This is a genomic window from Micromonospora sp. NPDC050795, from assembly GCF_044456785.1.
Classification (GTDB): Bacteria; Actinomycetota; Actinomycetes; order Mycobacteriales; family Micromonosporaceae; genus Micromonospora.
Genome location: NZ_JBITGE010000004.1, coordinates 215,206 through 227,094 on the forward strand (window position 1 = coordinate 215,206; position 11,889 = coordinate 227,094).

The following is an 11,889-nucleotide window of genomic DNA, read 5'->3' on the forward strand; positions in this document are numbered from 1 at the left end:
GCTTCCATACCTCTTCGTGCATTTATCTGCGCGGCCCCCTGGTTGGTCTTCAAAATGGAGGATCGTCGGGCTGCGTCACGTCGCCGCTGCGGACAGTGAGGTTCGCGAGATCGGCAGATCCACGGAGGGGGCAGCGATGGCACGAGACGCACGAGGCGGCCGAGCGGCCGGTCCCCGACCCCGGGTCCAGCTGGCCGCGCTGGTGGTGGCCGGGGTCTTCCTGCTGATCGGCGTCCTCGGCTTCATCCCCGGCATCACCACCGACTACGGCGAGCTGCGGTTCGCCGGGCACCACTCGGACGCCCACCTGCTCGGGCTGTTCCAGGTGTCGATCCTGCACAACGTGGTGCATCTGCTCTTCGGGCTGGTCGGCCTGGTGCTGGCCCGCAGCGTCGCCGGTGCCCGCGTGTTCCTGGCCGCCGGTGGCGCGGTCTACCTCGCTCTCTGGCTGTACGGCCTGGCGATCGAGGCGGTCAACCCGGAGGGCGGAGCGAACATCCTGCCGGTCAACGACGCCGACAACTGGCTGCACCTGGCGCTCGGCTTCGGGATGCTCGCGCTCGGGCTGCTGCTGTCGAACCAGGCCGGCACCGGCGGACGCCTGGACAACCCAGCCAACCGGCACTGACCTGGGTTTCGGTGCAGCGGGGCTCAGCCGGGCCGAAGCCGGTGACCGTCGAGCACGCCAGCAGCGAAGACACGGCCGTCAGGCCGCGACCGGCAACCGCTTGGCGAAACACACGCTGTACGGGTTGCCCACGTACTCGCCGTACACCGGGATCTGCTGGTAGCCACACGAGGAGTACAGAGCGATGGCGGCCGGCAGGTAGGTGCCCGTCTCCAGGCAGACCACCGACTGCCCCTGCCGGAACGCGCACTCCTCCAGCGCGGCGAGCAACTGACGACCGATCCCCCGCCCCCGGTACGCGGGCCGGACGTACATCCGCTTGACCTCGCCGGTCTCGGCATCAAGTGCCTGGAGCCCGCCGCAGGCGACCGCCCGACCGTTCAGCACCACCGCCAGGTACTGGACGTCGTCATGGGGGACGAAGACCTGCCCGTCCAACCCGCCGTCGGCTTCGCGCAGCTCACGCTGCTGCGCGATGACCATGGCGGCGATCTCCGGATCGATGGAAGGCCGGGACTCGATCAGCATCACCCCACGCTAGGACGCGTGGATTTCGCGGAGGTTTCCGGAAATCAACCCCACCACGGAGCGCAACGAACTACTCGGCGTCGTCCTCGTCGTCGATGTCGTCGTCGGAGAGGTCCGCGCCCACCTCGTCCTCCGGCCGCACCCGGCGAGCCTTCCGGGCGGCGAGCCGATCCGCGGCGGAGGCCCGGTTCGACTTCTCCTCCAGGCGGACGTCGGTGCCCCGGTTACCGGGCACGAACTCCACGCCGGCGAAGAGCGTCGGCTGCCAGTCGAACTCGCGCGCGCCGATCCGGACCAGATCACCGGGCTGCGCGCCGGCCTTGGCCAGCTTGTCCTCCACCCCGAGCCGGGCCAGCCGGTCAGCCAGGTAGCCGACCGCCTCGTCATTGTCGAAGTTGGTCTGCTTGACCCAACGCTCCGGCCGCACACCGCGCACCGTGAACGAGCCGTCCGCCTCGGCCGTGATGGTGAAACCGTCGTCGTCCACGGCGATCGGCCGGATGACGATCCGGGTCGGCTCGGCCGGCGGAGCGGCCTTACGCTCCGCGTCGACCAGCTCGGCCATCGCGTAGGTCAACTCCTTGAGCCCTTCCCGGGTGGCCGCGGAGACCTCGAACACCTGGTAACCGCGCTCCTCCAGGTCGGGGCGCACGATCTCGGCGAGGTCGCGACCGTCCGGCACGTCGACCTTGTTGACGGCGACCAGACGTGGACGGTCGGCCAGGCCGCCGTACTGGCTCAGCTCCGCCTCGATGGCGTCGATGTCGGCCACCGGGTCGCGGCCGGGCTCCAGGGTCGCCGAGTCGATGACGTGCACCAGCACCGCGCAGCGCTCGATGTGCCGCAGGAACTCCAGGCCCAGGCCCCTACCGGTCGCCGCGCCGGGGATCAGGCCCGGCACGTCCGCGACGGTGAAGGTGTGGTTGTCCATCCGGACCACGCCGAGGTTGGGCACCAGCGTGGTGAACGGGTAGTCGGCGATCTTCGGCTTCGCGGCGGAGATCACCGAGATCAGCGACGACTTGCCGGCGGACGGGAAGCCCACCAGGCCCACATCGGCGACGCTCTTCAGCTCCAGCACGATGTCCAGTTGGTCGCCGGGCTCCCCCAGCTCGGCGAAACCGGGTGCCTTGCGCTTGGCGTTGGCCAGCGAGGCGTTGCCCCGCCCGCCGCGCCCACCACGGGCAACCTCGAAGGTGGTGCCGGCGCCGACCATGTCGGCCAGCACCGTGCCGTCGGAGGTCTGCACCACTGTGCCGTTGGGCACCTTGAGCACCAGGTTGCGGCCGTTGGCCCCGTCCCGGTTCGAGCCAGCGCCGCCCTTGCCGTTGTCGGCCTTGACGTGCGGGTGGAAGTGGAAGTCGAGCAGCGTGGTCACCTGCGGGTCGACCACCAGGGACACGCTGCCCCCGTGCCCACCGTTGCCGCCGTCCGGTCCACCGAAGGGCTTGAACTTCTCGCGGTGGATCGAGACACAACCGTGCCCGCCATCGCCGGCCTGCAGATGCAGAACGACCCGGTCAACGAACGTTGCCACGGCGTCAATCCTTCCAGCGAGGTCCAACCTCGCACTACGCGAAAAAGGCTAAGCGGGCCGGGACCCGGAGGTCCGCGGCCCGCTTGAGCGAAGAGAACTACTGCTGCGGAACGATGCTGACGGTCTTGCGACCGCGCTTGGTGCCGAACAGGACCGCACCGGCGGACAGCGCGAACAGCGTGTCGTCGCCGCCACGGCCGACCAGGTCACCGGGGTGGAACTTGGTGCCACGCTGCCGGATGATGATCTCACCGGCGCTGACGACCTGACCACCGAAGCGCTTCACGCCGAGTCGCTGGGCCGCGGAGTCACGACCGTTACGCGAGCTGGACGCACCCTTTTTGTGAGCCATTGGAGGACGACCTACTTCCCGCTGGAGATGCCGGTCACCTTGACCTGGGTCAACGGCTGACGGTGACCCTGGCGCTTGTGGTAGCCAGTCTTGTTCTTGAACTTGTGGATCCGGATCTTCGGGCCCTTGGTGTGCGCGGCGATTTCGCCGGACACCGCGACCTCGGCAAGCTTCGCCGCGTCGGTCACCAGGTCGTCACCGTCGACGAGGAGCACCGCGGTGAGCTTCACCGCGTCACCGGGGGCACCGGTGAGCTTCTCGACCTCGATCACGTCGCCCTCGGCGACCTTGTACTGCTTGCCGCCGGTCTTGACGATCGCGTACATCGGAGGCGGACTCCCTGTCGTTGAGGCTGCTGGCGGTCGTTCCCGCAGCGGCTCGCCGGGTAGCAGTGCACGGCGGCGCGGGCACACGGGAACTCGGCACACCAAAGGTGGGCCGCAGGCAAGAGTACGCCATCGCTGGCCCGGACCCCAAACCGGCCCGCCCTGGTCAGCGCGCGCAGAGCTGGTCGAGGCGCTGCTGGAGCCGGTCGAGTTCGGTCTCGTCGATCGACTCGACGTCGGCACCGAGCGCGGAAACCTCGGTGCCGAGGTCGGTGAGAAGGGTCTTGAGCTGCGGATCGTCGGTCCGCTCCGACTGCTCCCGCAGGACGGTCCGCCAGCCCGCCAGCGCCCCCTCGGCCCGGCCCCGGGCGGCCTCGGCCGTGCGGCTGTCCCCGGCGCCCACCGCCGCGAGCATCCGACCCAGCTCAGCCACGTACGTCCGAACGGCAGTGGTACTGGCCTCCTGTGCGGCGGCGCACACCTGGGTGGCGTTGCCGCCCGCCACACCACCGCTGGCCGGCATGCCGGTCGGGCCGCCAGGGGTGCCCGCGACCGCCGAGCCGGCGTCCTCGGCGGTCCCACCGGTGGAGCAGCCGGCCGCGACGGAGAGCAGGGTGAGCAGCGCGGTGACCGCGAGCAGACGGCGCATCTTCTTCTCCTGACCTGGGACAGCCGACCGAGGACCGGGTGGCCACAACGGCGAGATCCCTCCCCCGTCACTTTGCCGGGAAAGGGACCTCGTCAAACACGTGGCCGGTCAGGCGCTCAGGGGCGGGTCCGCCGACGGGCGCCACCGCGACGCGACCGGCGACGGCCGCCACCGCCCTCGGTGCTTTCCTCGTCGCCCTCAGCGTCGGCGAGCGCGTCCGGGTCGTCCGCCGCGGCCAACCGAGCCGACTCACCCTGCTGAGCGTCGGAGATCGCCGGTGCGGCGGCGTTGTCCGACTCGTAGCGGGACAGGTCGTAGCCCATGGTGTCCTGGTAGTCGGCGTCCGGCTCGGCCGTGGTGTCGGTGTCGACGACCTCGACAGCGGTCCGCTCGGCAGCGGCCGGGGCGTTCTTACGGGCCCGGCGACGGGACGAGGGGGCACCCTGCTCGGCCGCCGGAGCGGGAGCCACCGCTGAGGCGACCGCCTTGACCTTCTCCCCCGCGCCGGCGGGACGCGGCTTCTCCGGCACCGGCTCGGTGTGGATGATGACGCCCCGGCCCTTGCAGCACTCGCAGGTCTCGCTGAACGCCTCCAGCAGGCCCGCGCCGATCCGCTTACGAGTCATCTGCACCAGGCCGAGCGACGTGATCTCGGTGACCTGGTGCTTGGTGCGGTCCCGGCCCAGGCACTCGGTGAGTCGGCGCAGCACCAGCTCACGGTTCGACTCCAGCACCATGTCGATGAAGTCGATCACCACGATGCCGCCGATGTCCCGCAGCCGGAGCTGACGGACGATCTCCTCCGCCGCCTCCAGGTTGTTACGGGTGACGGTCTCCTCCAGGTTGCCCCCGGAGCCGGTGTACTTGCCGGTGTTGACGTCGACGACAGTCATCGCCTCGGTACGGTCGATCACCAGCGAGCCGCCGGAGGGCAGGAAGACCTTGCGGTCCAGGCCCTTGATGATCTGCTCGTCGATCCGGTACTCGGCGAAGACGTCGCTCGTACCGACGTGCCGGCGCACCCGGTCGACCAGGTCCGGGGAGACGTGCGACAGGTACGACTCGACCATGTCGTACGACTGCTCACCCTCGATCACCAGCTCGCGGAAGTCCTCGTTGAACAGGTCCCGGACCACCCGGATGACCAGGTCGGGCTCCCCGTAGAGCAGCACCGGAGCGCCACCCTCGGCAGCCTTGGCCTGGATGTCCTCCCACTGCGCCTGGAGCCGCTTGACGTCGCGGGCCAACTCGTCCTCGGTGGCACCCTCGGCGGCCGTACGGACGATCACGCCCGCGCCGTCCGGGACCAGCTTCTTGAGCACGTCCCGCAGTCGCTTGCGCTCGTTGTCCGGCAGCTTGCGGCTGATCCCGGAGGCGTTGCCGTTGGGCACGTAGACCAGGTGCCGGCCGGAGAGCGCGATGTGGCTGGTCAGCCGTGCGCCCTTGTGCCCGATCGGGTCCTTGGTGACCTGGACCAGCACCGAGTCGCCGGAGCGCAGCGCCTGCTCGATCGAGCGGGCCCGCCCCTCCAACCCGGAGGTGTCCCAGTTGACCTCGCCGGCGTACAGCACGGCGTTGCGGCCCCGACCGACGTCGACGAACGCGGCCTCCATGCTCGGCAGCACGTTCTGCACCTTGCCGAGGTACACGTTGCCGGCCATCGTCCCGGAGGAATTGCGGGTGACGTAGTGCTCGACCAGCACGCCGTCCTCCAGGACGGCGATCTGGGTGCGGTCACCGCGCTGGCGGACCGCCATCACCCGGTCGACGGCCTCGCGGCGCGCCAGGAACTCCGACTCGCTGAGGATCGGCGGGCGGGTACGGCGCTGCTCCCGACCGTCCCGGCGGCGCTGGCGCTTGGCCTCCAGCCGGGTCGAGCCGGACACACCCTGCACCTCGTCGACGGTCCGGCGCGGCTCGCGGATCTTCACCACGGTCGGCACGCCGTCGTCCGCCGCACCCTCGGTGTCACCGGCGCCACGACGGCGACGGCGACGGCGACGACGGGTCAGACCGTCCCCGCCCTCGGACTCCTCGTCCTCGTCGCCCTCGGCTTCGACCTCGGCGGTCTCTTCCTCGTCGGCCTGCGCCGCCTCCTCGGACTCCTCGTCCTCGGCGTCGTCGGCTCCGCCCTTGCCCCGGCCACGGCCCCGGCGACCACGTCGGCGGCGGCGGCGCGCGGCGGCGCTGTCCTCGTCGTCCTCATCCGCCTCGGCGGCCTCGTCGGCCTCCTCGGTCGGCTCCTCTTCGGCCTCGACGGCCTCGATCGGCTCCACCGGCTCGGCCTCACGGCGACCACGCCGACGGCGGCGGGACGGCTCGGCGGCTTCCTCGACGGCCGGTTCCTCGGTCGCCGCGGCGGGCTCCACCGGTCGGGTCACCGGCACGGCGTCCGGCTGAGGTGCCATGAACAGCACGGTGGGCGCGGAGAGCGCAGCGCGCCGACGACGGGTACGCGGCTGCTCCGGCTCGATCTCGGCCGGCTCGTTCGGCTCATCCGTCACACCGGAGACAGCCACACCCGGTGGCACCTCGCCGGAGCGGTCCTGCGCACCGCTGCTCCAGGCCAGCTCGGCAGCGGACGTGCTCGGGAGGGCCGGGGAGTCGTTCAACTCGGCCTCGGCCTCGCGCAGGTCGGACTCCGCCGGTTCCTCGGTGACGTCCGGCTCCTCGGCGACCGGCTCCTCGACCGCGGGCGGCTCGTCGGCGGCGGGCGGCTGCTCGGCGGCGGGCGGCTCCTCGACAGCCGCCGGGGTGGCCTTCTTGCGCCGGGTACGGGTCACCTTGACCGGCGGCACCACCTCGGCCGAGGCCGCCTCCGCAGCGGAGGCGACCAGCGGCTCCTCGGCGGTCGTCTCGACGGGGGTGGCCTTGCGGCGACGCCGGGGGGTCTTCGGTGCGACGTCCAGGTCGCCGGAGATCGGGGCGAAGACCTCCGCCTGCGGCGACTCGACGTTGCCGGCGCCACCGGTGGGCGCCTCGATCGGGGCGTCGGTCTGCTCCGACTGGTTGAGCGGGGCGGCCCGACGACGGGTCGCCCGGGTGCGTCGCACCGGCGCGGCGGGTTCGGCGGCCTCGGCGGAAGCGCTCTCCGCGCCGGCCGGTTCCACCGAGGCCGAACCGACAGCCGTGGTGGGGGTCTCGACGGCGCCGCCGTCGGCCGTGGTGCTCTGGTCGGCGCTTGCACCGGCCGGCTGTGAACCGGCCCGTTCGCCGCCCTCGGGCTCGTTCTCGAGCATGGACGTTCTCCAGTTCTGGCTAGCCCGGGCGCGGGTGAGCGCTGCCACGCAGGGTCGCCGCAAAAGTGTTTCCGCCGGGCGCGCGTGGTGCGCGACCGCCGAAGTCTGCCTGCCAGAACACCGACCGTCGGTCAGTGCCCAACGATGGCTGCCCCGTCGCGGTCCGCATCCAACGGATCCACGATCGCACCCTGCGCGGTCAACGTGCCCTGAGCCAGCCGTGTCACCCTCGGCGAAACCGGCGGCTCCAGGTCGGCCACCACGCGGAGGCCGGAAAGGACGTCATCGGGCCGTACGGACGGGGTGACCTGCCGCACGACCAGTTCGAGTATCGCACACGGTACGGCCGGCACCCCGGAAGGCGTCGGCGTTGGCAGTTGGACATCGATCGACATCACGGCGGCTCGGGCGTCGAAAGTACGTCGACCCTGCTTGGTCATCCGCTCGACCAGCACCTCCTCGGCCGCGACGAAGGCGTCCACCGCGTCGCGCAGCACCGCCGTGTCGACCCCAGGCAACTCGATGTGCCAGTGCGACGCCTCGATCCGGTCCGGCAGGTTGCCCCCTTCGGCGATCACGGCGTCCAGGACGTCCAGCCCCGGCGAGAGCGCGGCGTCCAACGCGGCGCGCAACGCCTGCGGGTCGACCGCCGCCTGAAGGGCGATTTCCAGGTACTCCGCCTCGCTCGCCACCCCGGTCGGGGCGGCGCTGGCGTAGGAGATCTTCGGGTGCGGGTGGAAACCCTGGGAGAAGGCGACCGGCACAGCCGCCCGCCGTAGCGCGCGCTCGAACGCCCGGGCGAAGTCCCGGTGCGAGGTGAATCGCAGTGGCCCGCGCTTGGCGTACCGGATGCGGACGCGCTGGACGACCGGTGCCTGGCCGCCCTCGGGTTGAGGCTTTCTGGCGATCGTGGGCTCCTCGGGTGTACCTGCGTGTTCGCCCATCCTGGCGCAGGGCTCGTGACGGTACGCAGCCGGGGCGGCCGAAACCGCCCTGACGGACGGACACGAACCGGTCATCACGGGCGTGATCGCGAAAGTCGGTGGCCGGCCGGCGACGCGGAGGTCACCAGCCGGCCACCATGATCGGGACCGGTTACCGCTCCGTCGGGGGCGCGGGCGACGACCCGCCCGGAGGCGGACCGTAGCCGGAGGGCGGGGTGTGGCCCGGGGGCTGGGCGTAACCCGAGGGCGGGGCGTAGCCGGAAGGCGGCGCGTACCCGCCAGGAGGGGCGTAGCCGGGTGGGGGTGGGTAGCCCGGCGGTGGGGCGTAACCCGCGTCAGGTGGGGGGTACGCGCCCTGGGCCACCCGGTCGAGCACCTCGTCCGGGATGTCGGCGGCCCGGGCCGCCTCCCGCCGGTACCGACGACGGTTCCAGATGAGGAAGACCACCAGACCCAGCAGCAACACCAGCACCACGGCGATGCCGATGCCGACCACCATGACCTGCTGGTCGGTGGGGCCACCGCGATCGCCGTGCTGGGTGACGTCGAACTCCTCGTCCGCACCCTCGGCACGACCCGGGCCCGGGTCGGTTGCCGCGACGGCCGGGTCGAGCAGCGGATTGGCGGTGACCGCTGGCACGTTCGCGGTCAGCGCCCGCGTCGGGTCGATCACCCCGAAGCCGTACTGCGGGTCCCGCCCGGACGCACCGGCGTCCCGCGCGGTCCGGATGATCCGGTTGATCACGTTGGGGGCGCTGAGGTCCGGATATTTCGACCGGATCAAGGCGGCGAGACCGGAGACGATCGCGCTCGAGTCGGAGGTTCCGTCGCCCCAGCCGTAGCCCCCCTCGTTGGCGACGTTGTAGATCCCGTCGCCGGGAGCGGCGACCACCGCCTCCGGCCCCTGGACCGAACCGGACCAGAACGCGCCGCCCCTGGTCGTCCCGGTCACCGCGATGACGCCGGGGGTGTTGGCGGGCTTGCCCACTGTGGTGCGGCCTTGGGCGGTGTTACCCGCGGAGGCGACCAGGACGACGTCACGGTCCAACGCGTACTGGATTGCGCTCTGCTGCACGGGATTGGCGAAGCCGGGGCTACCAATGGATATGTTGATCACTTTGGCCCCGCCGTCGACGGCCATCCGGATGCCCCGGGCAATCCCGGCGTCGGTGTAGACCCCGTCCTCCTTGAGCATCTTGATCGGCAGGATCTTCGCGCCGGGGGCGATGCCGTCCACCCCGTCGCCGCTGGGTTTCGCCGCGATGATGCCGGCCATGTGCGTGCCGTGCCCGACCTCGTCGGCTCGGCCGTCTCCGGAGGCACCGTAGCTGCGTCCACCGGGAAGCACCTGACCTCGCAGGTCCGGGTGGCTGGCCTCGACGCCAGTGTCGACAACGGCCACGACCACGCCCCGCCCGGTCGAGATCTTGTGCACCTGGTCGATCCGGAGCTCGTCCAGATACCACTGCTCGGCCCGCCGGGGCGCGGCTGCCGCCGGCTGAGCGGCCCCCACCACCAGGAACCCCGCCAGCAGACAGGCGACTACCGGCCGGAGGCGTCCGACGTTCACCCTCATCCGTCCATCCTCATCGAAGGACACCCGGGGACGCCCCGTCACCGGGACCCCACGGATCGTCATCCTCAGTCAACCACGACGAGTGCTCGGAGCCGGTGCTGCCACCCTGGCCGGCGCCACCCGCGCCGCCCATCATTCCGCCGCCCATCACTCCGGCACCGCCGACGCCGGCACCACGCGCGCCGCCCGCCATTCCGGCGCCGCCGGCCGCCTGGGCGGTGCGCAACGCGTTCGCCGCGCTCGTCATCGGCGGCAGTTTTCCGTTGCCGCCACCCACCATGCCGGGGATGCCGCCCACGCCGATCCCGGCACCGCCGCCCAGACCACCGCCGGCACCGCCGCCGATCCCCCCGGCGGAGCCGACCCCGGCACCGCCTCCGAAACCACCGCCGGCGCCACCAAGACCGGCGCTGCCGACCCCGCCGCCGCCGATGCCGCCGCCCAGGCCGCCGACCCCGCCCGGGGTGGCGCCGGCCAGCCCGCTGCTGTAGCCAGCGTCGCCGTCCGCGTAGCCCGGCAAGCCGGAGCCCGTCGACGGGGGTGTGAACTGACCCGTGCCGCCGGTGGGCGAGCCCTCGCCAAGCCCACCGGGCTTGGTCGGGTTGAACGGGTCGACGGTGGACGTCGGACCGCCCGTGTCACCGATTCCCGGCGGCCTGCTGCCGATCGTGGGGCCGCCACCACCGATGTCGGGCTTCCCGCCGAATTCGCCACCACCGATGTCGGGCCGCCCCGAGGGCGGAACCCGGGGGTCCCGACGAAGATCGTCCTCTACGGCCCATTTTTCCGGGCTGTTGACGGTGAGCTTGGGGCGCTCCGTGTAGACGGCCTGGGGCAGCGGCGCCATCGCCGTGTTCGCCGCGTTCTGATTGTCCCGGTACCAGTTGTCCAGGTGGGCTCCGGTGTCCCACCAGCCGCCCCGCTTCTGGTCACCGGCCTGGCCGTCGACCTTCATCGTCGCTTCCAGGTCGTCGGCCTTGTCCCGGAACGCGCCGTCGGCGTACGAGCCGGGGTTGCTCTGGTAGTCCTTGCGCAGCGCGGCGAGGAACCCCGACGAGCTCTCGCCGTCGCGGGCATCGTCGAGCTCGGTGCCGTTGGGCAGGCTCCACTCGTTGAAGCCGAAGTCGTCCATCAGCGGGATCGGGATCGTGGAGACCGACTTGCGGATGTCGCCCTCGATCCGCGTCAACGCGCCACTGACGTTGGTCGCGTCGGTGATGAGATCCTCGATCTGCTTGCCTATCTTGCCCAGGTGCTCGCGGTACGCGTCACCACCGCTGCCCTTCCAACCGGCGAGCATCCCGGGCAGGCCGCCGACGTGCGGGCGCTCCTGGCCGGTCGCGATCGGGCCGACGAACGAGCGACCGACGAGCGCGTCCCGCAGCTGTTGCAGGCCGCTGGAGAGGTTGCTCCAGCCCGCTCCGACCGATCCGACCGTTTCCGGGTCCGCGGAGAGCGTCACCTCGCGGACGCACCGCTCCCAGGTTCCTCCAGCCATGACGTCCCCCTCAGGCCGTGTACGGGTAGGTGGGCGCGCCGCTGGCCGTGGGCGGCGGCGCCGCCGACTCCAGCAGCCGCTCGATCTCCTTGCCGTTGGCGCCGTTGCGCGCCTCGGTGTCGCGGAACGCCTTGGCGATCTCCTCAGTGCCCTCCTTGAGCGCGGCGAGCTTCTGGGAGAGCGTGGTGAGGTGCGCTTCCATGTTCACCGATGACGCCTCCAGGGCCCGCCACTGCATGACGGCGTCCTCGTACGCGCCGAAGGGAGTGCCGTTCGGGACGGCCTGGGCGTTGTTGCTGTCGCCCTTCATCCGCGTCTTGATGCGTTCCATCTCGTACTTGATGGTGTCGTCGATGTACTGCCGGAGCCGCTCGACGTATGTGGCGGCGGCGTCCAGGTCCTCGACGCTGACGTGCAGGTCGCCGATGCTCGGCGGCGGGATGCTACCCATGCGATTCCTCCCCCGTCCCCGACCCGCCGGGTCGGTCCATGTCAGACGCAGCGTATCGAGTCTGACCTAGACGAGTAAGTCCGAAGTTGGTTCAGTGGTCGTAGGCGATCAGGGATCTCGTCACGGGCTGGCCGGTGGTCCGGTTGTGCCAGATCGCGGCG

General features: G+C 71.3%; 11 protein-coding genes. 1 reads left to right on the top strand and 10 read right to left on the bottom strand.

What is annotated here, in order from left to right; all coding sequences use genetic code 11:
* Positions 1 to 136: 136 nt before the first annotated feature.
* A complete protein-coding gene (locus tag ACIBEF_RS06035; RefSeq protein WP_357224235.1) occupies positions 137 to 628 on the top strand; it encodes a DUF4383 domain-containing protein in 492 nt (163 codons plus the stop codon).
* A gap of 78 nt (positions 629 to 706) precedes the next feature.
* On the opposite strand, the gene ACIBEF_RS06040 is transcribed toward ACIBEF_RS06035, so the two are convergent.
* The 10 genes from ACIBEF_RS06040 to ACIBEF_RS06085 form a co-directional block, all read right to left on the bottom strand.
* Positions 707 to 1,156: a GNAT family N-acetyltransferase gene (locus ACIBEF_RS06040; RefSeq protein ID WP_396791568.1), complete on the bottom strand. Its 450-nt coding sequence runs from the start codon at positions 1,154 to 1,156 to the stop codon at positions 707 to 709.
* Positions 1,157 to 1,226: 70 nt separating this feature from the next.
* On the bottom strand, positions 1,227 to 2,693 hold the full coding sequence (gene obgE, locus ACIBEF_RS06045) for a GTPase ObgE (protein WP_396791570.1): 1,467 nt from the start codon (positions 2,691 to 2,693) through the stop codon (positions 1,227 to 1,229).
* Between the two features lie 97 nt (positions 2,694 to 2,790).
* Positions 2,791 to 3,045, bottom strand: a complete 255-nt coding sequence (gene rpmA, locus ACIBEF_RS06050; RefSeq protein WP_007464062.1) for a 50S ribosomal protein L27 — start codon at positions 3,043 to 3,045, stop codon at positions 2,791 to 2,793.
* Between the two features lie 11 nt (positions 3,046 to 3,056).
* Positions 3,057 to 3,371 (bottom strand): 50S ribosomal protein L21, encoded by a 315-nt coding sequence (gene rplU / locus ACIBEF_RS06055; protein WP_007464063.1) that lies wholly within the window; start codon positions 3,369 to 3,371, stop codon positions 3,057 to 3,059.
* Between the two features lie 166 nt (positions 3,372 to 3,537).
* Complete coding sequence (locus ACIBEF_RS06060) at positions 3,538 to 4,020, bottom strand: hypothetical protein (protein WP_396791572.1); 483 nt, start codon at positions 4,018 to 4,020, stop codon at positions 3,538 to 3,540.
* 116 nt (positions 4,021 to 4,136) lie between these two features.
* Positions 4,137 to 7,259: an Rne/Rng family ribonuclease gene (locus ACIBEF_RS06065; protein WP_396791574.1), complete on the bottom strand. Its 3,123-nt coding sequence runs from the start codon at positions 7,257 to 7,259 to the stop codon at positions 4,137 to 4,139.
* Positions 7,260 to 7,390: 131 nt separating this feature from the next.
* Positions 7,391 to 8,203 carry a TIGR03936 family radical SAM-associated protein gene (locus ACIBEF_RS06070; RefSeq protein WP_396791576.1) on the bottom strand — a complete coding sequence of 271 codons (813 nt, stop codon included), beginning with the start codon at positions 8,201 to 8,203 and terminating at the stop codon, positions 7,391 to 7,393.
* A gap of 151 nt (positions 8,204 to 8,354) precedes the next feature.
* Positions 8,355 to 9,779, bottom strand: a complete 1,425-nt coding sequence (gene mycP, locus ACIBEF_RS06075) for a type VII secretion-associated serine protease mycosin (protein WP_396791578.1) — start codon at positions 9,777 to 9,779, stop codon at positions 8,355 to 8,357.
* Between the two features lie 10 nt (positions 9,780 to 9,789).
* Positions 9,790 to 11,277, bottom strand: coding sequence for a WXG100 family type VII secretion target (locus tag ACIBEF_RS06080; protein ID WP_396791580.1), 1,488 nt, complete (start codon positions 11,275 to 11,277; stop codon positions 9,790 to 9,792).
* Between the two features lie 10 nt (positions 11,278 to 11,287).
* Positions 11,288 to 11,728, bottom strand: coding sequence for a hypothetical protein (locus ACIBEF_RS06085; protein WP_396791582.1), 441 nt, complete (start codon positions 11,726 to 11,728; stop codon positions 11,288 to 11,290).
* Positions 11,729 to 11,889: the final 161 nt, after the last annotated feature.

Coding starts and splice junctions, on each gene's coding strand:
- rplU (WP_007464063.1), bottom strand. CDS start 3,371: ATGTACGCGATCGTCAAGACCGGCGGCAAGCAGTACAAGGTCGCCGAG.
- ACIBEF_RS06080 (WP_396791580.1), bottom strand. CDS start 11,277: ATGGCTGGAGGAACCTGGGAGCGGTGCGTCCGCGAGGTGACGCTCTCC.
- mycP (WP_396791578.1), bottom strand. CDS start 9,779: ATGAGGGTGAACGTCGGACGCCTCCGGCCGGTAGTCGCCTGTCTGCTG.
- ACIBEF_RS06040 (WP_396791568.1), bottom strand. CDS start 1,156: ATGCTGATCGAGTCCCGGCCTTCCATCGATCCGGAGATCGCCGCCATG.
- rpmA (WP_007464062.1), bottom strand. CDS start 3,045: ATGGCTCACAAAAAGGGTGCGTCCAGCTCGCGTAACGGTCGTGACTCC.
- ACIBEF_RS06035 (WP_357224235.1), top strand. CDS start 137: ATGGCACGAGACGCACGAGGCGGCCGAGCGGCCGGTCCCCGACCCCGG.
- ACIBEF_RS06070 (WP_396791576.1), bottom strand. CDS start 8,203: ATGGGCGAACACGCAGGTACACCCGAGGAGCCCACGATCGCCAGAAAG.
- ACIBEF_RS06065 (WP_396791574.1), bottom strand. CDS start 7,259: ATGCTCGAGAACGAGCCCGAGGGCGGCGAACGGGCCGGTTCACAGCCG.
- ACIBEF_RS06085 (WP_396791582.1), bottom strand. CDS start 11,728: ATGGGTAGCATCCCGCCGCCGAGCATCGGCGACCTGCACGTCAGCGTC.
- ACIBEF_RS06060 (WP_396791572.1), bottom strand. CDS start 4,020: ATGCGCCGTCTGCTCGCGGTCACCGCGCTGCTCACCCTGCTCTCCGTC.